This is a genomic window from Leptothermofonsia sp. ETS-13, assembly GCF_049200465.1.
In the GTDB taxonomy this organism is placed as follows: domain Bacteria; phylum Cyanobacteriota; class Cyanobacteriia; order Leptolyngbyales; family Leptolyngbyaceae; genus Leptothermofonsia.
In genome coordinates, this window is record NZ_CP120836.1 from 4328372 (window position 1) to 4352663 (window position 24292).

Annotated in this window: 25 protein-coding genes; 14 read left to right on the top strand and 11 right to left on the bottom strand. The window is 49.5% G+C overall.

Translation table 11 applies throughout. The features are described 5' to 3' along the window. Positions 1-386 precede the first annotated feature (386 nt). Together P4D80_RS19690 and P4D80_RS19695 are read right to left on the bottom strand one after the other, a co-directional pair. Complete coding sequence (locus P4D80_RS19690; RefSeq protein ID WP_421655712.1) at positions 387-911, bottom strand: GUN4 domain-containing protein; 525 nt, start codon at positions 909-911, stop codon at positions 387-389. 97 nt (positions 912-1008) lie between these two features. Continuing rightward, positions 1009-1518 (bottom strand): adenylyltransferase/cytidyltransferase family protein, encoded by a 510-nt coding sequence (locus P4D80_RS19695; RefSeq protein ID WP_421655713.1) that lies wholly within the window; start codon positions 1516-1518, stop codon positions 1009-1011. A 78-nt stretch (positions 1519-1596) separates the two neighbouring features. On the opposite strand from P4D80_RS19695, the gene P4D80_RS19700 reads away from it, so the two are divergent. The 3 genes from P4D80_RS19700 (at position 1597) to P4D80_RS19710 (ending at position 4261) form a co-directional block, all read left to right on the top strand. After that, the gene (locus tag P4D80_RS19700; RefSeq protein ID WP_421655715.1) at positions 1597-2241 is read left to right on the top strand and encodes a bifunctional 4-hydroxy-2-oxoglutarate aldolase/2-dehydro-3-deoxy-phosphogluconate aldolase; all 645 of its coding nucleotides are present in this window, start codon (positions 1597-1599) and stop codon (positions 2239-2241) included. A gap of 97 nt (positions 2242-2338) precedes the next feature. Then, entirely contained in the window at positions 2339-2851 is a 513-nt protein-coding gene (locus P4D80_RS19705; RefSeq protein ID WP_421655716.1) for a L,D-transpeptidase, read from the top strand. Between the two features lie 9 nt (positions 2852-2860). Then, positions 2861-4261: a sensor histidine kinase gene (locus tag P4D80_RS19710; RefSeq protein WP_421655717.1), complete on the top strand. Its 1401-nt coding sequence runs from the start codon at positions 2861-2863 to the stop codon at positions 4259-4261. On the opposite strand, the gene P4D80_RS19715 is transcribed toward P4D80_RS19710, so the two are convergent. Continuing rightward, positions 4239-5345: a Gfo/Idh/MocA family oxidoreductase gene (locus P4D80_RS19715; RefSeq protein ID WP_421655718.1), complete on the bottom strand. Its 1107-nt coding sequence runs from the start codon at positions 5343-5345 to the stop codon at positions 4239-4241. The genes P4D80_RS19710 and P4D80_RS19715 overlap by 23 nt on opposite strands. 402 nt (positions 5346-5747) lie before the next feature. On the opposite strand from P4D80_RS19715, the gene P4D80_RS19720 reads away from it, so the two are divergent. From P4D80_RS19720 to P4D80_RS19730, 3 genes are all read left to right on the top strand, one after another. Beyond that, positions 5748-7418 carry a hypothetical protein gene (locus P4D80_RS19720; protein ID WP_421655719.1) on the top strand — a complete coding sequence of 557 codons (1671 nt, stop codon included), beginning with the start codon at positions 5748-5750 and terminating at the stop codon, positions 7416-7418. An 84-nt stretch (positions 7419-7502) separates the two neighbouring features. After that, a complete protein-coding gene (locus P4D80_RS19725; protein ID WP_421655720.1) occupies positions 7503-7988 on the top strand; it encodes an MgtC/SapB family protein in 486 nt (161 codons plus the stop codon). A 15-nt stretch (positions 7989-8003) separates the two neighbouring features. Continuing rightward, positions 8004-9626 (top strand): ArnT family glycosyltransferase, encoded by a 1623-nt coding sequence (locus P4D80_RS19730; protein ID WP_421655721.1) that lies wholly within the window; start codon positions 8004-8006, stop codon positions 9624-9626. Here the strand turns inward: P4D80_RS19730 and P4D80_RS19735 are convergent. After that, positions 9620-9901, bottom strand: coding sequence for a hypothetical protein (locus P4D80_RS19735; protein ID WP_421655722.1), 282 nt, complete (start codon positions 9899-9901; stop codon positions 9620-9622). The two genes, P4D80_RS19730 and P4D80_RS19735, sit on opposite strands and share 7 nt — an antisense overlap. A gap of 184 nt (positions 9902-10085) precedes the next feature. Here P4D80_RS19735 and P4D80_RS19740 point away from each other — a divergent pair, with 184 nt between their 5' ends. The 3 genes from P4D80_RS19740 (at position 10086) to P4D80_RS19750 (ending at position 13677) form a co-directional block, all read left to right on the top strand. After that, positions 10086-10886, top strand: a complete 801-nt coding sequence (locus tag P4D80_RS19740) for a class I SAM-dependent methyltransferase (protein ID WP_421655723.1) — start codon at positions 10086-10088, stop codon at positions 10884-10886. 137 nt (positions 10887-11023) lie between these two features. Then, positions 11024-11824, top strand: coding sequence for a hypothetical protein (locus P4D80_RS19745; protein WP_421655724.1), 801 nt, complete (start codon positions 11024-11026; stop codon positions 11822-11824). Between the two features lie 323 nt (positions 11825-12147). Continuing rightward, on the top strand, positions 12148-13677 hold the full coding sequence (locus P4D80_RS19750; RefSeq protein WP_421655725.1) for a dolichyl-phosphate-mannose--protein mannosyltransferase: 1530 nt from the start codon (positions 12148-12150) through the stop codon (positions 13675-13677). 3 nt (positions 13678-13680) lie between these two features. Here P4D80_RS19750 and P4D80_RS19755 read toward each other — a convergent pair whose 3' ends face one another. Further along, entirely contained in the window at positions 13681-14265 is a 585-nt protein-coding gene (locus P4D80_RS19755; protein ID WP_421655726.1) for a DUF2996 domain-containing protein, read from the bottom strand. 133 nt (positions 14266-14398) lie between these two features. Between P4D80_RS19755 and P4D80_RS19760 the strand changes: the two genes are divergently transcribed. Both P4D80_RS19760 and P4D80_RS19765 read left to right on the top strand, forming a co-directional pair. Next, the gene (locus P4D80_RS19760; RefSeq protein ID WP_421655727.1) at positions 14399-15286 is read left to right on the top strand and encodes an alpha/beta fold hydrolase; all 888 of its coding nucleotides are present in this window, start codon (positions 14399-14401) and stop codon (positions 15284-15286) included. A gap of 612 nt (positions 15287-15898) precedes the next feature. Further along, positions 15899-16093, top strand: coding sequence for a hypothetical protein (locus tag P4D80_RS19765; protein WP_421655728.1), 195 nt, complete (start codon positions 15899-15901; stop codon positions 16091-16093). Positions 16094-16128: 35 nt separating this feature from the next. Here the strand turns inward: P4D80_RS19765 and P4D80_RS19770 are convergent, their stop codons facing one another. Further along, complete coding sequence (locus P4D80_RS19770; protein ID WP_421655729.1) at positions 16129-16560, bottom strand: hypothetical protein; 432 nt, start codon at positions 16558-16560, stop codon at positions 16129-16131. A 273-nt stretch (positions 16561-16833) separates the two neighbouring features. Here P4D80_RS19770 and clpS point away from each other — a divergent pair, with 273 nt between their 5' ends. The 3 genes from clpS (at position 16834) to P4D80_RS19785 (ending at position 19003) form a co-directional block, all read left to right on the top strand. Continuing rightward, complete coding sequence (gene clpS / locus P4D80_RS19775; RefSeq protein WP_421655730.1) at positions 16834-17115, top strand: ATP-dependent Clp protease adapter ClpS; 282 nt, start codon at positions 16834-16836, stop codon at positions 17113-17115. Between the two features lie 148 nt (positions 17116-17263). Then, complete coding sequence (locus tag P4D80_RS19780) at positions 17264-18037, top strand: CPBP family intramembrane glutamic endopeptidase (protein ID WP_421655731.1); 774 nt, start codon at positions 17264-17266, stop codon at positions 18035-18037. A gap of 126 nt (positions 18038-18163) precedes the next feature. Continuing rightward, the gene (locus P4D80_RS19785; RefSeq protein WP_421655732.1) at positions 18164-19003 is read left to right on the top strand and encodes a carbohydrate ABC transporter permease; all 840 of its coding nucleotides are present in this window, start codon (positions 18164-18166) and stop codon (positions 19001-19003) included. A 522-nt stretch (positions 19004-19525) separates the two neighbouring features. Here the strand turns inward: P4D80_RS19785 and P4D80_RS19790 are convergent. From P4D80_RS19790 to P4D80_RS19810, 5 genes are all read right to left on the bottom strand, one after another. Further along, the gene (locus P4D80_RS19790; RefSeq protein WP_421655733.1) at positions 19526-19906 is read right to left on the bottom strand and encodes a thioredoxin family protein; all 381 of its coding nucleotides are present in this window, start codon (positions 19904-19906) and stop codon (positions 19526-19528) included. A gap of 41 nt (positions 19907-19947) precedes the next feature. Beyond that, on the bottom strand, positions 19948-20658 hold the full coding sequence (locus P4D80_RS19795) for an NnrU family protein (RefSeq protein ID WP_421655734.1): 711 nt from the start codon (positions 20656-20658) through the stop codon (positions 19948-19950). Between the two features lie 40 nt (positions 20659-20698). Then, positions 20699-22678 (bottom strand): serine/threonine-protein kinase, encoded by a 1980-nt coding sequence (locus tag P4D80_RS19800; protein ID WP_421655735.1) that lies wholly within the window; start codon positions 22676-22678, stop codon positions 20699-20701. A gap of 158 nt (positions 22679-22836) precedes the next feature. Further along, positions 22837-23493, bottom strand: coding sequence for a V4R domain-containing protein (locus tag P4D80_RS19805; RefSeq protein WP_421655736.1), 657 nt, complete (start codon positions 23491-23493; stop codon positions 22837-22839). Between the two features lie 271 nt (positions 23494-23764). Further along, positions 23765-24250 (bottom strand): hypothetical protein, encoded by a 486-nt coding sequence (locus P4D80_RS19810; RefSeq protein WP_421655737.1) that lies wholly within the window; start codon positions 24248-24250, stop codon positions 23765-23767. Between the last annotated feature and the right edge of the window lie 42 nt (positions 24251-24292).

A 24292-nucleotide genomic window follows, 5' to 3' on the forward strand; every position in this document is an offset into this window, starting at 1 on the left:
TCCGCGTAGAACCCTTGATATTTTCAAGAGTTTTTAACTATACACAGCGTTCCCTAACATTCAAGGCAATGAACGTAAAACAGATAGGGGAGATTACGGAATTTTTTAATTCACAGGGTTTGCAAACAAGGAAGAATACTGAGCTTTCGGGTTCCTGTTGGAAAAGGGCACATAGCCATTGGCTAGTAGCTGTTAGCTCTATTTGTTTTAGCTCTATTTGTTTTAGCTCTATTTGTTTTAGCTCTATTTGTTAGGGAGGGTGGATGAGTGGATGAGTGATAGGGTAGTTGCTCTTTACTCCTTCACTCCCTTACTTCTTCACTCCCTCACTCCCCCTTCTTTCTTCTTCCTTCTTCCTTCTTTTTCTTCCTAACCTCTCCCTCTTTTCAATTCAACTTGGTCCAAACGGGGTGAGCCAGCAGGGAAGCGATTACCCGCACGCCCCTGAGCTGATTAGACGAGGGAAGATGTCCTTTGGGGGCCGTCAGGTTCCAGGTAAATTCTTGAGGATAGCGAGTCCAATTATTTCCAGTTTTCCAACCAATTTTTGACCAAAATTTGTCCCAGTTTTTGCCCACGCCCAACCAAATTTCCCGCTGAACGGAGTAACCGAATTTTCCTTCTGAGTAGTGAAGCCATAAATCGTTAATGATTTGCAAATCGGACACCGGGAATTGTTCAACTTCCGTGAAATAAAGCCATTTCCGCTGAATCGCTGCGGGTCCAGCTAACTCACAAAGTTTTTGAAGCGTCACTTGATCGGCTGCCTGAAAGTTTTGTTCAGCAAGCAGTGTTTGTAAAGGGGTGTAATCGATTCCAGCATCGGAAATTAGGGAGGTGTTGGTGAAGGCAGTTCTCTGGGATGAGTTACTGGTTGAGTCGCTTAATTGAGTCTGCTGCAAACTGTCCATGAATAAAACCAATTGAAATAAAGGGAAGCACGAAAGGGGGTTTTAATAAATTCTGGTACTTTCCAAATTGCTTGACTGATATTGAGTCTAACAATGTTTACTGGTGGTTATAGCTAAGGATTCGGTTGACGATCGCCGAAGTCGAGCTAGGCACCTCAACCTGGATGAATTCAATACGACCGCCGTAAGCTTTAACAGCAGGTGCTTCCGGCAGAGTGGCGATGGTGTAATCTCCTCCCTTGACATAGATGTCTGGTTGGAGAGCTTCGATCAACCGATCAGCGGTTGGTTCTGCAAAAATAATGACTCCATCAACTGATTTGAGGGCCGCCAGCACTTCAGCTCTTTGCAGTTCTGGCACGATAGGTCGGGTGGGAAGTCCTGAAGCCTGTGGTTTGATTGCTCTCACAGATTGGTCACTGTTTAGACCCACGACCAAGGCTCGTCCCAGATTTCTGGCGGCTTGTAAATACCGTACATGACCAGCGTGCAGAAGGTCAAAACAACCGTTGGTGAGGATGAGGGGTCGCCACTTTTGAGGATGAGCTGCGATCGCCCACTTCAGTTCGTTTAACGTGTAAAGACCAGGAATCATTTTATCGACCATTAGTCATCTTCCAGTTTATTTATCGAGCCACTTAGTATCCTTACTGAATATCTGCAAACCAGGAAGAACTTTCATTCTATGGAAAGACAGCATTGGTTAACTGTAGCCAGGCAGTTTCGCGGGGTTGCGGTGATTCGTTGTAACCAATGGAAGTTGGGCTGGCATATGGCGAAGGCCGTAGCCGAAGGAGGAATGCGGTTGATCGAAGTCACCTGGAATAGCGATCGCCCCGCCGAGTTGATTCATCAGTTGCGGACTGATTTACCAGATTGCTGGATTGGGGCAGGCACGTTATTAACGCCGGAGCAGATGAAGGCCGCGATCGCGGCAGGAGCCCAGTTTCTCTTTACTCCCCATGTTGAGCCAGAGTTGATTCGGCTAGCTGCGAAACAGGAGATTACAGTAGTGCCTGGGGCATTGTCGCCCACCGAAATTGTGCGGGCATGGCAAGTGGGAGCTAGTAGTGTCAAAGTTTTTCCAGTTCATTCCCTGGGCGGAGTGGAGTACATTCGTAGCTTGCAGGGACCCTTAGGACAAATTCCGCTGATTCCAACGGGCGGAGTGACAGTTGAAAATGCCTCAGAATTTCTCAAGGCCGGGGCGATCGCAGTGGGGCTATCTGGCAATTTATTCCCCCAATCGGCCATCTATCGGCAGGACTGGCATGAAATTACCCGGCGAGCGCAGATTTTGGTGAAATCATGGCAGGAAATTGGGGCGTAAACAATTCTGAATTTCTGATTAGGGAATTTTGAAGTTTCCTGGGTGTGTGGATTCCCAGCCGTACCTTGTTGAGAAGAGAAGAGGTATGCAACCCCTAATGAAATTTAGCCAATGGTATAAGAGCAAAATTGCCCTGGTCGCTCTGGCGATCGCATTTCTATCTATTTTTAGTTTTTCTACCGCTTTCGCCCAAAGTCCCCAACTCACAGCTAAGCCCAGCAGGCTGGCGAAAGTCATTCAGGATTTGCAACAATCAAATCAGCGCTGGATTCAAATTGACTTACCCCATCAACGCCTAATCGCCTGGGAAGGAGCATCTCCAGTCTACGCGGTTCTAATTTCCACTGGCAAATCGTCTACTCCTACCCCCACAGGGATTTTCTCAATCCAGACGCGGCATCGCTACGCGCGCATGCAGGGCGATGATTATGACATTTCCGACGTTCCCTACACCATGTATTACTCTGGCAATTACGCCATTCACGGAGCCTACTGGCACCGCCGCTTTGGTACCCCTGTTAGCCACGGTTGTGTAAATGTGGCAGTGAATCATGCCCGCTGGCTATTCTACTGGGCAACGGTTGGAACTCCAGTTGTAGTTCACAAGTAAATACGACTTATGTTTCAAACGACCCGACGGCGGCTCGCATTCTGGTACACCACGGTGACGGCCGTGCTGCTATTACTGTTTGCCAGTGGATTTTACCTGTATGTGCGGGGAACGCTGATCGAGCGAATCGATGATACGTTGAACCATGTAGTCGAGGTTGTGGAGCGATCGCTCGTGATTGAACCCACCAATCCCCACCTTGAAGGTAGCCCCCTACGCGTGAATGTAGAAGCGAGTTTCCGAGATAGTGCTGCGACAGATGAAGATGACCACATTGACCTGGAATGGTATAGCCCAACTGGAGAGCTTGTTTGGTCTACCTTTACTGAACCACTCGATATTCCACTTAACCCCAGCAACAGTGGGGAAACAGTTAAGTCCCTGAAGGAGCCTGAAGAACCACTCATTCTCCGCCAGGTTACCCATCGTATTCAAATTGGGCGGCAGGTTCTTGGTTACCTCAGGGTCAGCCATCCCTGGTTCGAGGTTACGAAGCCAACCCGCCAGTTGTTTTTCGATTTGATTCTGTGGACTGCATTGATCATTGCCGCTGTAGGGGCGATCGGCTGGTTTTTATCCGGACTGGCAATGGAGCCGGTGCGGGAATCTTATCAGCGGTTGAAGCAGTTTACTGCCGATGCCTCCCATGAGCTTAGAAGTCCAATCGCTATCATTCAAACCAATGTTCAGGTTGCCCTGGCAGACCCAGACCCCCAGCCACAAACTCAGCAACAGCATTTGAAAGTAGTCGAACGATTGACGCGGCGTTTAGGGCGATTGGTCGATGATCTGCTCTTTCTGGCCAGACAGGATAGCGGCATGGTTCAATTTCAACGGTCGGCGGTGGCGGTGGATGGGCTGTTGAAAGAGGTCTGCGAGGAACAAGAAACTCTTGCCGCCGAAAAAGGAATTGAGCTTTGTTTGCATTTGGAAGAACCTACGCTGAAATTGTCAGCAATTTCAGTGCCCACCCAACCACCTATCACTTCATTGGTGCAATCCGCCCTTACAGCTGCCCCAGACACACTCCCTGGCACCTGGGCAACTCTTTATGCCGATCGCGACCAACTTGCCCGCCTCTTCACCAACCTGATTGGCAACGCAGTTCAGTATACTCCAACTGGAGGACAGGTCAACGTTGGACTTAAGCAGATTAAACGACAGAGCAATCGTTTTCTCCAAATCACAGTTAGTGATACTGGAATTGGCATTCCACCCGAAGCATTATCGAAACTGTTTGATCGCTTTTACCGAGTCGATCCTTCCCGCAGCCAAACTTCAGCGGCAGGTTCAGGATTAGGATTGGCAATCGCCCAGGCGATCGTGGAAAATCATCAGGGGCAAATCCATATCGAGAGTACGCCCAATGCTGGGACAACAGTTACAGTCACCCTGCCCCAGAAGGAGTGAGGGAGCGACAATTTCCATTAACTTTGAAATCCTCATTAACTTTGAGATCCTGTGATTGCCAGACCTGACCATCTAGAGCCATCTGCTCAATGACGCTTGCCAGTCTGAGGGCTTTGAGGGCCTGCTCACCACCTACTGATGGCTGATTGCCACCTCGAACACAGGTCACAAAATGCTCCAACTCGGCATGCAGCGGTTCAATATTGCTGGTATAGACCTTTTCAATCAAACCGTCTTGCCGATAGAGCACCTGACCGTAGTCAGTCATATAGTTCGCAGTAGTTTGCCGATGGATCAGAATCTCATTATTGAGAAAATCTGCTTCGGTTAATGAATTTTTACAGTGGGCCGCAATCCGCCGAATCTTACGATGGGTAACCTTACTGGAAGTTAGGGTTGCCACAATACCATTGGCAAAGCCCAGGGTAGCTGTCACATAGTCTAAATAACCAGAATCCGACGCCCGGCTGCCGCTAGCAGTTAGCCTGATTACAGGAGAAGCGGCTAATTCTAGGAGCAGGTCAATATCGTGGATCATTAAATCCAGGACGACCGAAACGTCGTTTGCCCGATCAGAATAAGGACTCATGCGATGAGCCTCTAGCGCCAGCAGTTCCTCCGTTTTAAGGACTTTGCTGAGCTCCTGGAAGGCGGGGTTAAACCGCTCGATGTGACCAACCTGCAAAATGCATTGCGATTCAGCCGCGGCATTTACCAACGACTCCGCCTCAGAAATACTGGCAGCAATGGGTTTTTCAATCAAGACATGCACCCCTGCCTGGAGGCAGGTCATACCCACCAAATAGTGCAATTTGGTGGGTACGGCAATGCACACGGCATCAACATGCTTCAACAAATCGCGGTAGTCCTCAAAAAAGCGAACCCGATATTTGCTGGCCGTATCAATTCCTCGTTCGATATTAATATCTGCGATACCCACCAACTCAACATCCTTCAGCATGCTGAGAATGCGAGTATGATGCTGCCCCATATTGCCAACCCCAATAACCCCGACACGAATGGGGTCAGCATGGTTGCGCTGTAAATAGGCGCCTGGAAACCCCAAAGGTAAACTATCTTGCACTCCCGTACTCTCCTCCACCACAGAGAATCAAGCTATAAATAGCAACAATCTACCTTAACCATCCAGATGGTAGCATAGTGTCTCTATTTATGAAGAATTTCAAAGCAAACATTGAGTTCCCAGAACAAGAGTTTTTTGGGTTCTTCTGAGAGTCTGGTGATAAGCGTTGTTTATTACTCCAACAAAATCCCTGGACTATGAGATTTTGTTGAGAGTAAAAGAATAACTTACGCCACTCCTTTACTGACAAGCCGGGAGTTTTTTTTGAAGAATGCTTTTAAGTTTTTGAACATCCCTGGTTTTGCAACGGATGAATGCTAAAACTGGGGGAATGCTTTTATCATCTCTAATCATTCAAATCGCTCTAACGTTCAGCCACCTCTTAACGTTTAGCCACCTGTGATGAAACGCATTTTGCAGAAATGGCAGATTGATCTGATTCGGAAATATGGCAAGTTTGCTGTATTCGGTGGGTTGGTGGTAGCGGGTCTGGCTATGAAACCGGCTGCTATATCAATCGCTCGCCCTCCGGAGGCATTGTCTGGCAACGAGGCAAAGGTTAGCCAGGCGACAGCAGATGCGCGATCGCAACAGCGGCAAGAGCAAATTCGCCAGATTCGCCCCGAAAACTATGACTTGGCCCGCTTTCCAGTCACAAACCAGAACGAAAATCACTGGCGCAATATTTTGTGGACAACTGCGGTTGTGGAACCCCAGGAAACGTTTGTGGCTGAAGCGATCGACCAGATCCTGGGGATGACGACCCTGCGTGGACTGTCCAACTCCCAAATGCGAACCATTGATGCTGCAACGAAGGTGGCTACCCAGCTCTATCTGCGCTATCCCACCTTTTACGAACGATTTGGCCAGCGCTTTCTCCAGGCGATAGAAAGCAGTCCCGACCCGGAATGGATTGCCGTTTCCCTGGCTGCCCTGGTCAAGAGTGGTGCCTCTCCGGGGCAACTCCAGAGCCTGACGGAGCGAGTGAAATCGCGCTTCCCGAACTGGACGAAGAATGTCCATCTCTATACTATTGTGCGAGAGGTGGCTGAATCCATTGCTCCTAGCGCCATGCCACCACTGGGAGATTTGTTGAATTGGGCGATCGCCCCTCGACAACTCCATCTCTACGTCCTTTGTCGCCCAAAGCGAGATATCCTTTGTCAGGCAATTTTGAAAGACCGGGATGGGCAGTTTGTTCGCTACGGGGATGGCACATTGTGGTCAGTTCCCTTGCTACTGCGTTCTATCCATGAACTGAATTGGAACTTCGTTCGAGGACAAACGCCTCAAGGCATCTTTCGGCTGGAAGGCGTCGTTCCCCAACCTGACGATAAGTATTTTCGCGCCTACGGTCGCTTTTCTCTAGTCAAGCTATTTGTACCGTTTGAACCGGGTGCGAAGCAATTTCTACCCGGCAAATCGGGTACTTTCAGGGGTACCTTAAAGGATTACCAAAAACTCCTGCCTTCTTCCTGGCAAAACTATTGGGCAATTCAGCAGAGCTACTGGGCGGGTAAGGTCGGTCGCAGTGAATTTCGAATTCACGGCACGGGTGAATCTCCCGATTTCTTTAGTAATAAGGGTAGCAACCCGGATACCTTTAGCTGGAACCCCACCATTGGCTGCCTTTCGGCTCTGGAGCTGTATAACGAAAGAGGGCAGCTTGTAGAAGCCCACATGCCTAAGATCCTGGATGCCTTACAAATGGTGGGCGGCAAAAAATTTGCGGGTTATATGGTAGTGGTCGAAGTGCCCGGCAAGTCAGAAAAACCCGTCACCCTAAACGAAATTGAAGCGGCTTTAAGTGGCGGAAGTACCAGGAGCGCCAGCAGCAAATCAAAGGATCTCAAGCAGAAGGCAAAATCTACAAAACCGACCACAAAATCAGCCAACAAAACCCTGTATTTGAAACCAATCCTGGAAAAAACGGCCAGCAAGGCAACCGAAACTGCCTCCCCAGTTGTCCAGACCATCGTCCAGCCTGACCCTGCCAGCTTTCCCACCTCAGACCCTCCAGGCACGGAGCCCAGATCTGACGAATCCATGACTCCCCTGCCCATGGCTTATTAGATGTAGTCGATCCCATAAGGATTAGCTGAAGACAAGGGGTGCGGTGGAGGGTGGAGGGTAAGTTGTTTATTGCAGGACAATTTATTGGCAACGCTTGTCAATTCTATTTGGTTAGATCCCGGAGATTGGTTGAATCTGTCATTCCGGCTATTTCTGGCAATGCTGATTGGGGGGGCTATTGGTTTGAATCGTCAGATAACAGGGAAGGCGGCCGGATTGAGAACCCATATGTTGGTGAGCCTTGGAGCGGCACTCTTTGTCATAGTCACTCTCACAGACGGTTCAACCAATTCTGATGCGCTCAGTCGAGCAGTTCAGGGAGTAGCAACTGGAGTCGGTTTTTTGGGGGCCGGGGAAATTATTCAGTTATCTCGTCTGTCTGGAGGAAAACCAAAGGTGAAGGGATTGACTTCAGCGGCTTCTATCTGGACGACAGCCGCACTGGGCATGGTTGCTGCCTGCGGCCTGTGGCAGGTTGCTATTTTGGGCACATTGCTGGTGCTACTCATCCTCAGTGGAGCTAAGTCACTTGAGCGATTTATCCCCCTATGGCGGGATGATGATGATTAAGCCATGATTCGCAAAATGTCTACTTTAGAATGGTTTAGAAATCCTGCTCTTTTTTCCAAAGAGCGGGTCGATCAAGGTTGGTTTGCAGGACTACTGCTAGCAGCACTTTTGCTATTCACAGTTAACCTGGGGGGCTTGCCCCTGCGCGATTGGGATGAGGGCACGGTGGCTCAAGTTGCACGGGAGATTTACCGGGCTGGCCCTGGCTCAATGACCTGGTTATATCCCATGATCGCTGGGACTCCCTACCTCAGCAAACCTCCTCTGGTTCACTGGTTGATTGCGCTGGCATACCAGTTGGGGGGTGTCAATGAGTGGACTACTCGTCTCCCAGGAGCCATTCTGACGGCACTCTCCGTTCCCCTGCTGTTTGGGATTGGGCGAGAAGTGTTTCCCCGTCGCACGCCAGCAATCTTGGCAGCGCTTGTTTATCTAACCCTGTTGCCAGTGGTGCGTCACGGACGGTTGGCGATGCTGGATGGGGCTGTCCTCTGTTTCTTTCTGCTGCTGTTGTTTTGCCTGCTGCGAACCCGACGAGATTTGCGCTGGGGGTTGGGGGTGGGCGTTGCCTTTGGGCTGCTTTGCCTAACGAAGGGAATTCTAGCGTTACTGCTGGGGGCGATCGCAGCGGTCTTCATTCTGCTGGATACTCCCCGCCTGCTCACTTCTGCCTATGTTTGGGGTGGTTTATGGCTGGGCAGTCTGCCTGCCATTGCCTGGTATGGTGCCCAGTGGCAGCGCTATGGTGAAAAATTTATTGGTATCAGCCTGTTGAGCCAATCATTTAACCGCATTTGGATTCCTGTTGAGGCTAACACCGGGCCACCCTGGTATTACCTGATAGAAATTCTGAAATACAGCCTGCCCTGGCTTCTGTTTTTGCCCTGGGGCTTTCGGCTAGTTTGGGAGAATCGGGTCTTAGGCTGGGCAAAGCTGGTTCTGGTGTGGTCAGTGGGGTTTCTGCTCGTCATTTCATTGATGAGCACCAAATTACCCTGGTATGTACTGCCAGTCTATCCAGCGTTTGCCCTGGTAGTGGGTGCGTTGTTGGGGGAAGTCTGGAATTTCTCCGATCTGATGGGCTTTCGGCATGTGAACCGTCCCTATCCAAAACTGTGGGTAGTGTTGTTGGGACTGGTGGCGATCGCGGGTTGGGCAGGCAGCTTTTATTTCAGCAACCTTGGACTGGAACCGAAGCCTCATTTGCAGCTTATTTTGACGGCGGCTGCACTCACCCTGACCACTGCCATGATTCTGGCGGCACAGCGGGACTCCCAATTCATCCCGGTGCTGATCTGGGGTTCCTACCTCTCTCTGCTACTGCTGATGCTTTCTCCCTACTGGGTCTGGGAGCTGAATGAACAGTTTCCGGTTCAGCCAGTGGCTGCCATCCTTCGGCAGGGCACCCCTCCCGGCCAGCTTGTTATGACGACCTACCCCAATACTCGCCCGTCGCTCGACTTTTATAGTGATCGCCAGATTATCCCAACTCCAACTGCCACTATCCAACATCGCTGGCGGAATGATCCTCAGGCATTTCTGCTGACTGATCAGACAACGCTGAATCAGTTGGACCTAACCCCCATTAAAAGAATCAACCAGGCAGAAGGCTGGATTCTGGTTGGCAAACCCTACTGACAAACCAGCATTCCTTCTTTCACCCCTGGTTGCTCCCCCATATCTTTAACGGTCAATATTGGAGTTTGGCCAGGATAGCAACGAACCAAAACCCTATCTCCGGAGCGGGTCATATACAACACATGAACAGGCTTACCGCCCAGCTTTGCTATAACCAGTTGAGGCGGCTGGGGAGCCGTGGCGATCGCTGACTCTTTGGCCGAAAAATGTAGCCCTAGAATAGCAATGCAGGTAACCAGAATCAGGAACAGCGATCGCCTGGGACTCCAGATCATTGCTCAATTTCCTCACCCGTTAAGTTAATGAATTGATACAAATAAGTAGGTAACCACAATTAATTGCAAAGGGAGTGGGGGTGAACCCCCCAGCCTGGGGGGTTCACCCCCTCCACCCCTGAAATTATCCTTAATTTAATCGCGCCCAGCTACCTATTACATAGACAGAATACCTGGAGAAGTAATGCAAGATGAGGTTTTACGCAAAGAGCAGGCATTTCACGATCAATGGGCGGCAGCGATCGATGTAGACGGCATTCGGGTTGCCGACTACTTTGAAGCCTGTACCGCTCCTGAAAACCGTTTTATTTTGAAGCAACTGGGAGAGGTGCGAGGCAAGTATTTGCTTGACCTGGGTTGTGGAGCGGGAGAAAACAGCGTTTATTTCGCACTGAAAGGGGCCCAATGTGTTGCCGCAGATTACTCACCGGGGATGGTAGAAGTTGCGCTGAAACTGGCAGAAAAAAATGGCGTTAAAGTGGCGGGGCATGTGGTCAACGCGATGGCGATTGACTTTCCGGACAATACCTTTGATATTGTGTACGCGTCTAACTTGTTACATCACATCCCTGATCCCCGCCTCGCGATTCGGGAGATGCATCGGGTACTAAAACCAGGGGGGAAAGCTTGCTTCTGGGATCCGTTGAAGCATAATCCAATTATCAATGTCTATCGCCGGATGGCAAGCCGGGTGAGGACTGAGGATGAAACGCCGCTGGATATTGGAATTGTGAACTTTGTGCGATCGCAGTTTTCCCACACTGTCTGTGATACCTTCTGGCTCGCTACCCTCTGGATCTTCCTGCGCTTCTATCTGATTGAGCAGGTTAACCCCAATGAGGAGCGCTACTGGAAGAAAATCATTCTTGAACACAGGCGTCTAGAACCGAGTTATCGACAGCTTGAACGGTGCGATCACTGGTTGAAAAAGCTGCCGTTGATGAAACGCTTCGCCTGGAACCTGGCTGTAGTCGCTACGAAATAAAGCCACGCCATAGTAAGGTAGGCAATGCCCACCCTACTCAAGACTCATTCATTTGTACTATCAAATCTTAACAACAGCTTGACCTCTAGCAGCCTTGGAGGTAGCCTAAAGAAGCTCTTTATTAGTACACTTGTTCTATGAAGACTAATCTCTGGGCCAGAGTGGTTGGAGCCTCGATCGCCCTTCTGGGCTCTGTCGCACTCTTCCATAGCCTCAAGCCCCCGTCCTACGCACAGGAACGTGCCGAAGTCACCCAGGCTGCGAATGGGCAGACGGTAGATCAAGTGGCAGAAAGCGATCGCGATTATTCCCTCGTTGCGGCTTCCACTGCTGCAACGTCTGTGGCCGCTGCGAATGCAAATCTGCCGCCCTGCCCTACTCCAGACCAAAAAACGACTGGAGTACTGATTGAGGGCGATCGTCCAGGAGAAAACTCTGGACGTAAAGAAAAGATTGATGCCGTTGTCCGACAGCACAATCTGCAAGGGAAGTGGTGTCTCTCCGCCAAAACAGGTAACGCCACCTGGAATATCGATGGTGTGAGCGTGGATGAAGCGGTGAGAACCTTCAACCTCTTCAAAGAAGCCGGGTTGATTTCCATTGCCCGTCCTACTAATTCCGCAACGAGTGGTCGAGTCACCTGGCAACCTGCTGAAGCTGGTGGCAGCCAAAATGTCTCTACTTCCATGCTGGAAGCGCCTGCGGATATTAGTTTGAGTGAGGGAAACAGGGCAAACCGAGTTACGGCAGGAACCGTACCCTATCGTTCTTCGGGAAATGCTATTGGGAGTGGCTGTGGGAGTGGCTGTGGAGCCATGAGGGAATCAGGGGGGACACAAGCCTGTCCCTGCCAACCAAACGGTCCCACTACCCGCAACCCGGCTCTGATGAGAAGGCCGATGATGTCTCGTGGTTGTGGGAGATCGGCTGCTATCTGAGTAGCCGACTTCAGTGGCATGGAAATTTTCAGGGACAAGAAGTTCTTGCTCCGATGAAGTGCTGCCTGAGCCCTCGTCAGAAATGGCGAGGATTTTTTTAACTTTAAATTATTTTATATTCAGTAGGTAGCCACAATTAATTTTAAAGGGATAATTTTAAAGGGAGGAGTGGGGGCTGTGCTCCCAGACAGGAGATTTCACCCCCTCCACCCGCGAAATTGTCCTTAAATTTAATCGCGCCCAGCTACTACCTTCTTTTGAAACTTTGTATTCGCTCATTCATGTGCGAAAGTGAGAAGGCATGTGAACGCCCAAGGTGACCTATGCCCTCCTTTGAGAAGTCTTCAAAGCGTTCTGCTGCCTGGTTTAGAGCGGGAATTTTTGCTGTCTGGCTGCTATCGCTGGTTCTCCGATTTTGGGGACTGGGGCGATTTAATACTCTTGTGTTTGATGAGGTCTATTATGTCAAGTTTGCCCATAACTACCTGACCCAGACCCCTTTTTTTGATGGGCATCCACCTTTAAGCAAGTATCTGATCGCGGCTAGTATGTGGATCGCCAAACAACTTCCCTTTGGGCATGATGCAGTGAATGGACTGGCCGGAGGAGCCTATGCCCCCTGGAGTTACCGCTGGTTAAATGCCCTGACGGGATCGTTGATCCCTCCAGCTATTGCTGGAATTGCCTATCAACTGACGCGCCGCTACAGTTATGCCCTGATTGCTGCCCTCTTTGTAGCCCTGGATGGGATGTTGTTGGTAGAGTCGCGCTACGCCCTTAACAACGTCTACCTGATTATTTTTGGATTACTGGGGTTGTGGTGTTTTCTGCTGGCACTCAGTGGTCCGCGATCGCTTCGGCAAGAACTGTGGTTGCTTCTCTCTGGCCTCTCCTTTGGAGCATCTGCTGCCATTAAGTGGAATGGACTCTGGTTTCTCCTGGGTGCCTATGGGTTGTGGGCCAGTGCCTGGGTCGTGCGTAGCGCTCAGGTTTTTCATGCGAAACAAACGGGGGAGCCAGCCAGTGCTCTGGCTGAAACCAGACGGGATGATGGGAAAAAAAGCCCCTTACCGCAACTTACCAACCTCAAGCCAGGGCAAATTATCTTTTACCTGGCCGTGGTTCCAGCTTTGTTCTACCGCATTACCTGGATTCCCCACCTGCGGTTCAACCCGGATAGCAGCTTCTGGGAACTACAAAAGCAAATTTTGCTCTATCATCAGCGGGTGGGGGACGGCCCCAGGGTGCATCCCTACTGCTCAGACTGGTATACTTGGTTGCTGATGATCCGTCCGGTGGCCTACTTTTACCAAGTTACTCAACCGGGCGCACCATTACCCAATGGCAATTCAAATTTGGCGGCAACTCCAGATACAGTCATTTACGACGTTCATGCGATCGGGAACCCCTTTTTATGGTGGCTTTCAACGATCGCCATTATCCTCGTGGCTGGAGTCCTCCTTTTACATACCATGTCCTGGATAACCCAAAAGTCGCCTCAAGTACCGTCTACCATTTCTTCTCAGAACTCTTCCCTAGCATTGACCCCAACAGAGTTGTGGCTGGGAGTTTTCCTGATAGTCAATTACACTGCCAATCTGCTTCCCTGGGTTCCTGTGACGCGCTGTGTTTTTCTGTACCATTACATGGGAGCAGGAATCTTTGCAACGATGGCGATCGCCTGGCTCGTAGACCGCTGGCTCTATAGCACCCAGCCCCGCCTGCGAACAATGGGGATCGGCACCATTGTCTTAATCGCGCTGGCGTTTATTTTTTGGATGCCGATTTATCTGGGGTTGCCGCTGTCTCCCACGGAGTTTCAATTACGAATGTGGCTTCCTTCCTGGCTGTAGAACCTAATTCCTCACTAGCCACTTCTGGGCAATCAGGCGTTGAACCACACCAAACACCAGCAGTGATAATGTGATCTTGCGTTCATCACCCAAGAACGGCTCCAGGGTACTGGCCTTGCCACCACTCTCAGAGTAAGAAAATACCTTTGGTCCCTGGATATCTTCTTTCAGAAAATAAAGATTGAACTGGCGTGGTTGGTTTCGGCCACTACTCCAGCGACCAACTACCTGCCAGCAGTCTGGTTCATTGGCAAAGCCCGTAACCGCAATCTTCTGCTTTTCAAAAGAAAGCTCAACCGCCTCAATTCCCTGTTTGGCCAGTTCTTCTTTCAAAGCAGGCAAGAAATCTTGTTGAATAAAGTCGGCAAAGGGCTTGTCTTCAACTGCGGGTGCTTTTTCCTTCTTCGCTGCTTTGGCTGCGGGTTTGCCTGCTTCAGCCCCCTCTCCACCCTCGGCTGCTTTAGATGGCTTGGGCTTCCTTGCTGGTCTCTCTCCCCCCTCAGCAGTAGGGGAACCCACTGGTGCTTGCTCTTCAGCAGGGCTAGGGGCTGCTTCTCCAGTACGGTTGGGAGTCGTTTCTTCGGCCATGCCTCAAATCAATCCTTATCATCGTTGGGTATCGCGTGGGAAACTAGTCCCTCTGAGTCATCTTAATAGAAGGATGCTTCAGGAACCAGAGGCAAACGAATAATCGCTAGCATAAGATTTTGTTTATTCATCCATGCCTGATTCATCGACCCATCCAACTATTTCATCAGCCTTTCCCCTGAATGTTCTGATCCAGGGTGAAGGGTTTCCAATCCTCTGCTTGCATGGCCATCCCGGATCGGGGCGCAGCATGTCTGTTTTTACGAACGCCCTTTCTCTGCGGTTCAAAACCCTGGCACCAGATTTGCGCGGGTATGGCCGCAGTCAAACGGTTCAGAATTTTGAGATGCCAGACCATTTGATTGATCTGGAGGCATTACTTGATCGTCATCAAATTGACCAATGTTTGATTCTGGGCTGGTCTTTGGGAGGCATCCTGGCATTGGAACTGGCATTGCGGCAGTTAAAGCGGGTGAGTGGGCTAATTCTGGTGGCGACGGCAGCCCGTCCCTGGGGAAATCATCCTCCAGTAACCTGGCAGGATAATCTCTACACAGGATTGGCTTCGGTATTCAATCGCCTGAACCCTGGCTGGCGGTGGAATATTGATACCTTTGGGCAGCGATCGCTCTATCGCTACTTGATCCAGCAACACACTCCAGAAACTTATCAGTATCTGGCCAGGGAAGCTATGGACGCTTACCTGCAAACCTCTCGGCAGGCAACCCAGGCCCTCTACAAAGCTCTGAATCAGGGATATAACCGTCTGGCAGACCTTCCCAAAATCCAATGTCCGTGCCTAGTGCTGGCGGGTGCGGGCGATCGCCATATCACCCCAGCCTCCAGTCAGGAAACCGCAGACCATTTGCCCAATGCGGAATGGCGGTGTTACCCAAACACAGCCCACTTGTTTCCTTGGGAAATGCCTAACCAGGTGTTAAAAGACATCTGCGATTGGATTGAGCGTAATCCGGAGGTTATTTCTTTCAAAAAACCAGAAGTCAGAAGCCGGGGTCAGTGAAGGATGGGGGAGTGGGAAGAGTAAGGGGGTGGGAGGGTGATGAGTGGGGGAGTGATAGGACGAGGAATTTTGAGTTTTGCTCCCCTAACAACTAACAACCAGCAACTAACAACTGTAACAACCAGCAACTAACAACTGACATCACCCCACCGCTCCATCACTCCCTACCCATCCATCCCCTTACCTAAATTTTCTCTAGATAATTGGTCTTTTCTCACTTGACAATTCCCTTAAAGCTGCTCACTTCATCTCTAAATTTCGATTTAGAAATTTAAGAAAAATCTCACCCTTTTACCTTTCAAAAAGGAGAACTCTAAATAGAGCCAGAACTGTTATGTGGTTAAATTTTTTGAAATTGAATTTTGTCTAAAACTCTTCAATAATCCTGATTTATCGTCCATCTCTGGCTCATTGCCCAGAGGCTTGTCTTATCGCGAAAAGGCTGTGATAGTAAGAAGTGCAAAGTTTTCTTTTATTGAGGAGCTACTTTGTGGAAAATCTGTAAGATAACCAAACTATCAGTGATCTGAATCACCTAAACTTTGGGTTTTAGATCACTCCTTTTCCCAGGTTTTCAGCAGAGAATTTAATGCAGAGTTCCTGCCATATCCAATGAAAAACTCAGTAATTATTCGGCAACTTGTAGAAAAAGCGCTCCACATCAAGAAGCTGACGCCCGACATTGAAAATGCCATCAATTATGAATTGACTCGTTTGGGGCATATCTCTGATGTCGATTATGAGGCACTGGAACTGTTGATGGATGAGATGGATGCAGGGCGCATTCAGCTTGTTCCCAGTTCATAAATCTTTTCCAAGCCCAAAAGAATGGCGCCTATGGGTCAAAAAGCTTCTGGATAAGCTTGCCAAATTTTCTGAATCAACTGTCTGAACTGCTGGTGGCCACTTTGGTTCGATGGGTGATTTCTCAACTCCCGCTCTGGATTGTAGAGAAAAGCTAGCAGTGGAATCACTTCAGAGTCTAGAACTGTTCGAAAGAGAACTAACGGGTAAAGCAAATCGGCTCCAGAGCGGAGGTCATAGCAGTACGAGAGATCAGTAGCATTCTCTTGGCCTGAATCTAGTGAAGCGTCCACAGCTAAAATCAATGGACGCACCCAACAAATTTGACGGGACTCAACAATTTGTATCACTTCAGCATACAAACGGCTAGTTTCATGCTCCAGGCAAACAATCTGGCAAGGCTGAAACGATCGCGCTCCCAGGAATTCTTGCTTCGACGAAAAGCCCATAGAGAATAGATCACCTGCCATATCTCTTTACTCAATTCTAAGCAGCAGCTTTTTCTTCCCCTACCGTTACAATGCTGAATTTGATCATTTGGTTACTTTAAAGCTTTCAGGAGGGCCAATTGATTAGGGGAATGGGGAGGTGTCAGAATAGGGGTTAAGCTAGGTAATGATGCGCGGCGCTAGCCGCTATCACTAACAACTCTAAAATCATTACGATTTGGTCACTGCCGGAATAGGAACTGAAATGGTATAAAAGAGATTAAGCAATGTAAAGGATAGGGAGAGGATAGAGCCGTGTCTGTCGAAACCCTTGAACAACGTTCAACAGTCCGTAAGCTGGCCCCCCGTTATCGGGTCTTGCTACATAACGACGACTTCAACTCCATGGAGTATGTGGTACAGGTTCTGATGAAAACTGTGCCTAGCCTGACCCAGCCTCAAGCCGTTGATATCATGATGGAAGCTCACACCAATGGGGTGGCATTGGTGATTACCTGTGCCCAGGAGCATGCTGAGTTTTACTGCGAAACCTTGAAGAGTCACGGCTTGAGTAGCACAATTGAGCCGGATGAATAGCTGAGTGCCAGCAAGCTAAAGTAACAAAGCAAAATTGACAAAGCAGAAACTATCCAGGCTGTCACAGTATCCAGATTTTTTAAGGCTTGGAGTTTTTATCCTTACACTGTTAGCGCTTTGGGTCCCCTTAGCGGGACTCGTTTATTTTGTGGTGGCCAATTCCGGCGGAACTCCAGACGCCATACAGAATACAGTCAGTATTTTGACGCTGTTGCTCCTCTATACCGAATTTATCTTGCTGGTACGGTTTTGGGGATGGCAGGTTTATGGGCAGCCCAACCTGTTATGGCGCTATGGTTTAGAATTTACTCGTCGTAGTGGTTTAGAGCTACTGACTGGTCTGGCAATTGGAGTTTTCAGCCTGTTTGCTCTGTTTGGTACCCAGAGCATTTTGGGCTGGGTTATCTGGAAAGTGCCTTCTGCCTCCTGGCTGAGAATTGTTCTGGAAGGAGGGCTGGTTTCCCTCGGTCTTGGCTTTGCAGAGGAATTGTTCTTTCGGGGATGGTTGCTGGATGAGTTTCAGCGAGACTACCGACCGAAAACTGCTCTCTGGGCAAGTGCGGGAATTTATGCGGCTTTACACTTTATTAAACCCCTAGAAGAACTGCTCCGCACGATTATTACGTTTCCAGCACTACTACTGTTAGGGGCAACGCTGGTTTGGGCTAAGCGATCGCGCAGTAACTGGGAAGACGGATTTTGGCGGGGACGTTTGGGTCTACCCATTGGGTTGCATGCCGGTCTGGTCTGGGGCTATTACATCGTGAACGTGGGGCAGTTAGTTGATTACTCCAGTCAGGCACCTGCGTGGATTACTGGCATTGATCGCAATCCCCTGGCCGGTATTATGGGCTTACTGTTTCTCACCCTTCTGTTCCTGGGCATGAAACGACAGGCAGTAGGAAGAGGGGTAAGGGGGTGAAGGTCAGTTATTAGTTGTTAATTAATTGAAGGGTGAGGTATGAGGTGAAAACTCAAAATTCATCCACCCCTCCACTATCCCTTTCACCTGAAGCTTAGAACTTAAAACTCAAAACTCCCCTTTCCAATGGTTCAAAAACACCTGATTCGACACTGGAAAACATTCTGGATGTATGCTCTGCTGGGGGCGATCGCGATCACGATGCTGGTTCCGTTAGGATGGCTGGTTAGTACATCGCTGAAGTCACCGAATGAAAATATTTTCCAGTATCCGCCCCAGTTCTTGCCCAGCCAGCCAACCCTGGAGAATTTTGTTCAGGTCTGGCGGACGAATCCATTTGGGCGCTATCTGTTCAACAGTACACTGGTGGCGATGTTAACAGTCTGCCTGAATTTATTGGTTTGTGCGCTGGCAGCCTACCCCCTGGCGCGGTTGAAATTTTGGGGCAGGGAGGGGATTTTTATTGCGATCGTCTGCACAATCATGATTCCGTTTCAGATTGTGATGATTCCACTGTATGTGCTGACTGTGCAACTGGGGTTGCGGAATACCTATTGGGGGATCATTTTCCCGGCGATCGCCTCTGCTTTTGGCATTTTCTTGCTACGACAGGCATTTCAGGGGGTGCCCAAGGAACTGGAGGAAGCGGCACGGATGGATGGCTGTTCGGAATTGGGGCTGTGGTGGTATGTCATGATTCCATCAATCCGTCCGGCTCTGGTGACGCTGGCAATCTTTGTCTTCATTGGCTCCTGGAGTGACTTTCTCTGGCCCCTGATTGTGCTGGATCGGCCTGAATACTACACACTGCCCCTTGGGGTGGCTCAGTTAGCCGGACAGTTGAACCTGGACTGGCGACTAGTCGCGGCGGGCTCGGTAATTTCGATCGCGCCGATTGTTCTATTCTTTCTGATAATGCAGCGGTATGTAGTGCCCACCGAAGCAGGCAGTGGAGTGAAGGGCTAGTGTTGCAAACACTCAATTTTGTAACATAGGGGTTTGGGGCTCCGCCCCTAAGCAGGAGTTCCCCCCTGCACCTCGAACAAAACTTTCGTTTTGCTGTAGTACAGCGGTAGTCATTATGGTTAGGACGGGGTGCAGGGGGGAAACCCCTGGCTGAGTGCGAAGCCCCCACTCCCTCTCTAATTCCAATGTCCTAACGCACCCGCGTAGAGCTATAGTCTTCCAAGCAGATTTTGAAGGGTTTGCAACCCTTCATCCCCTCATGAATTGGTTTTTCTGAGTTTGGATAACCAGGCAAAGTTCCTTTGGTGAACCACTAGTAGTCCGTCAGGATAGATTTGAGGGATAACTCAAATCTACAAAACCCAATTCTCAGGTGTTTTGAGGGTTTTCAACCCATCAAAACAGTCTTGACAGACCACTAGGCAGATTACATGAAGGCGGCAAAGAATAGCCTCGACCTGAAAGGACTGGCAGAGGACTGGGGTGGGGGATTTACGGCGATCTACAGAGGTAAAATCAAAATCACCTGCGGGGTTCGACTGGTTCAGCAGTGGCAGTAGCAGGACTTGCCTGAAGCGAATTATTCATTAGCTTATGAAGCTCAGTCCAGAGAGCATCGCGCTTGTACAGACCTTCTAACCGGTGAATGACTTTGCCTCCTTCAAACAGAAGAATAGTTGGCAGTGTTGTAATGCGGTAATGACTTGACAGTTTCAAATTCTCATCGGCATTGATCCCAACGAGCTTGAAGCACTTTCCCCACTCCGATTGAAACCGGGTCAAAAGTGGCTCAATCATTCGACAGGGACCACACCAGGGAGCTCCAAAATGGACCAGAACGGGAGTTGTCGATTCTAAAACTTCTTTCCTAAATGCCTGTTCACCCATAGAGATCAAAAACATTCGTAGTAACTCTGAATTTTTATATCTAGTTAGGGATCATCCTACCAAGGTATGCTCCCAGTTGCACGTATTAGAACTGGGTGTGCCCACCAAATTAGTAGAACAAATACGGCAACTCCCAAATAGGCAGGTCGTAGAAATTCAACCAGGTTCATATGTTGTCGTCCTTGCAGAATTGCCAGAAAGGGAACGACCGAGGTGCGAGCTTTGACAACTTCAAAGGCTTCTCCATAGCGAGCGCGGAGACGGCGATCGCCATGCCAGACCCCGAACAGGTGATGCAGCACCAGCCCAACAGAGGTAACCAGCATAAACGTCGTACCTAACCAGAGGGTATGGGCAATACACCAGATAATTTGCCCCACCATCTGGGGATGTCTGGTAATCCGGATAATGCCCGTTTCGTAAAGGTGCACATGGGGTTTCTGAATTGCCGCAATTTCTAGCAGATTAAACGTTGCCGGGTACAGAAACAAAAATGAAATCGCCGACAGCATCCAAACCGTGGTTGCCACACCTGGAACTCCCTGTATCTGCCAGAGTTGCCACCCATCATAGCGATGGTTGAAGAAATAAATGATCAGGATTGTTGCCAAAGGCAGACTGACCAGGGCAAACAGCACTCGATACAGACGGGCACCTATCAATTTCTCACCGTAAGGGCGAAGGGCCGCCAACCCACTATGGGCGATCGCAAAAACAACCAACAATCCAACCATTACAAAATGGCTAGGCGTTAACCAATCAGGCATGAAGTTAAAAACTGAGACTCGATCAACAGTTAATTTAGCATCAAAATAAGAAACCTAGCTCTGCCTGCCGTAGATCAAGCGTATACAAGCTTCCCTGCCCATCCTTCCAGGTTGAAATGAGTAAGCCATAGGGATCAACGATGGCGATCGCAGTGGGGTTAGCTGGTCCATCAATTTGCCCAAAAGGCTGTCCATACCTGTCCAGCAGCACAATCTGTCCATTCATATCCATCAGGATGTAACCCCAGGAAGCAGCTTCCGCCAGAACTGGCGAGATTCCCACTCCAATCCGCGAAATTCTGAGGGGCTTCAAATCAATTAAGAGCACCGTGTCAGAATCGGCTGACTCCATTGCCATTAGCCTGTAGGGAACTGGACTTCTAATTAGGCCACCCAAAGGAACAGGCAGATTGAGAGAGCCCACCCGATCGCCACGCCGGGTAAACACTTCACTCAAGACCCCTGTGATGCAAATCGTGCTTTGCGCATCCACAGTATAGGAAAACACAGCTATGTGACGCGAGTCTAGCACCATTAATTGAAAGGGATGGGGCGAACAGCCGTAAATCAATTTAATTGGCTGCATCCTAGATAACTGCCAGATGCTAAGCCGCGTATTTCCGCTGCCTCGCTCTGCAATGGCTGTTGCCATCCATGATCCATCCGGAGCGATCGCCGCCACAAAATCTTGCCGAAACTCCGCAATGAGCTGGGGCACCTGATGCTGGATGGGCAGTTCACTTTCAAGCCCTGAATGCTGCAACCGCTTTTGCCCATGGTGTGCCACCTCTGGTCGAAACAAGACGGGTGGAATTCGATAAATAGCGCGATGGGTAACAACAAAACATCCTTGCGGGCGCACCATTACTTGCCGCACTGGGTCAGGTAAGCGAACCGTTGCCACGCTTACCTTTTCCGGCCCCGCCCCTTGCTGCAAAATTCCATCAGGATAAAATTGACATCCTACATAACAACCAGATGCCCAATATATCCGCTCGCCTTCTGCATCTTTCGCGATTTGAGCTAACTGCGGCTGCTCCATCCGCCAGTCAGCAGCGCCAAAGGGGGTCGAATGCTGAAAGCCTTCTACTGTCAGCTGTTTCACTTCAGTCTGCAAAATTTCTTGGCGTAGAGGCTTTAAAGGAGATATCGGCAAGCCGACAGTCAATTGCAATAGCGTAGGACATCGCCACGCTTCACCCAATTCTGATTTCAAACTTTCGTTGGCTGCCTGAATTTGGGTCAACATATCTAATGCAGAACGAAAGCGGCGAGCAGGTAGTTTCTGCAACGCTGTCAGAATGATAGTTTGTAGACCTGGTGGAATCGTGTCAGGCAGTTTGACGGGCTGATTCAAATGAGCAGACATCAGTTCTGCTGGAGGACCAGAAAACGGTCGATAACCTGCCAGCAACTCAAACAGTAAAATACCGACTGCATACAGGTCAGATGACTGTGAGTACTGTCCATAAAATCGCTCGGGAGCCATATAGGCAGGAGAACCCGTATTCCCCGTTCCATCTTTAAAAATTTCCTGATTTAGCCGTGCAATGCCAAAGTCAGAAATGTGTGCCGTCCAACCACTGGGTTCTACCGTCAGCAGGATGTTTTCTGGTTTAATGTCACAGTGAATAATACCCCGGCTGTGAGCATGATCTAGCCCTGCCAATACATCGGTAATCAATTTCAGACCTTGGGCGGGATGCAGGCGAACATCTTCCTCCATCAGGCTCCGCAGCGTTCCTCCTTCGCAATAGTCCATAACCAGGTAACGCCCTGTCTGGGTATGCTCCAGGGCGCGGCAATTTACAATGTTAGGATGCTGCAAGCTCAACAGAAATCGCAGTTCACGCAAAAACTTGTGGGTGGGAAACCGCTCTCTATCAAGTTCTTTGAGGGCAACGAGATGACCTGTTGGACGATGAATGGCACAATAAACCTGTCCAAACTGCCCTTGTCCAACTAGGCCAAGGATCCGATACCTGGAGCCCTTTAGCTCTTTTGCAAGGAAGTTGGACACATCTCGATGGTGGTTTATTGTTTTAGGAAGGTTCTTACACCGAAACGGATTGTGCTGTGCTAGCTCATCCTGCACACTTTAACTGTAATGGTACTTATGGTGTTGTTTGATTCTAGGTGAGCGATCGCCCAACCCCGAACCTATCACTCAATCCCAATTTAATCACAAATCTTTTGCAGAATGGTGTCGTGATCTAAATGGCTTTCAACCATGGCTTCAATCGGCTCTACCCGCCTGGTTAAGCCGAGAATGAAACGATTGCAATCTGCTCCTAGCGATTCGCAGGTCGTTTGAACGCAGGATAAATCTTTACCCGTTAATTGGCTGAAGAAGGCACCTAAGACACCCGCCTCCAGGTGGCATACGGGGCGATCGCCCCTGGGTGCCAACCTCGCAAACGGGGAATTCCATGTCTTAATGATGAGGAAGCCTCTCTGATGGTAGGTTTGCTCCAGCTCAATTTTCCCCCAACCGTAAGTTATCCAGCAGGACTGAAGACATTGCAAAAACTCAATCATAGGCATGTCCGCTAGCGAGGTGCCGTAGTACTCGGTGAGTTCTTCCCGAAAGCGGATGTAAAAATTTTTGCCCCACCAGCGACCACAATTGCGTAGTACCAGGCGAGATGCCTGTCCAGTTTCTTTTTCTAATCCAGAATAAATTGCTTGAATCAGCGTTTCTGGAAGCGCCAGCAGGCGATCGCCGCGACGGTTTTCCAACAGACCCATTTCCAGATCGCTGCGTACATAAGCATCAGTAGCGTAGTAATTACCGGGAATTCGGTTATCAACCAGAAGATCAGCGACAGAAATCATAGGGCAAGTACCAGGATGAGGAATAGTTTTTAGTTTTTATAGCGATCTTGCTTGAAATTTAACGGGGTGTAGGACTTTCCCCCCCTTTTTTTACAAACGATTTGTGAGCGCTAGCTGGTTTTCAGTTTAGTGAGGAGTGAAGGGTGAATGGGTAGTTAGGTGAAGAGATGATGGATTTTGAATTTTGAGTTTTTTTGAGTTTTCCACTCCCCACTCGTGACTTCTGGCTTCTCCCTTTTGCCTTTTGCTTTTGCCTATCGCCTATCCTTTACTACGGGACCAGCTCTGGGGTGGTTGCCTTTTGCAGCAGGGTGTTTTGAGCCATGCTGAGGATGGGGGTGAACAGATTCAATTGGCTTGCACTGAGAGTTTGGGATAGTTGCTGGTTGAGCAGGCGGTGGAGAGTGGTATCAATAGCCTGGGTATTGTATGAACTCAGGGTTGCCTGAAGCCAGCCTAACAATCTGTCTTTAACGAAGGACTCATCATCTAGGAGCATGCCCATGGCACAGTAGCGTAGCAGCAGCAAGGCATTTTTGATACTGCGTTCCAGATTTGTGATATCTTCTCCAGGCATGGCTGCCTGCAACTGATCTGCTACCTGTTGCATCATTTCTAGCTCCCGGTCTCTAAGTATGCGATAAACTTCCAGTCGCTCAGGCAAAGAATCAACGTATTGGCTGATAAGGCCCAATTCATCGGGGGTGAGGTAGCGGTTTTCAGCTTCATTGAAAATGGCTTCAATTTTTGGATGCATAGGATCTTGGGGAAGAAGGGAAGGGGTAGAGGTGGGAAAAAG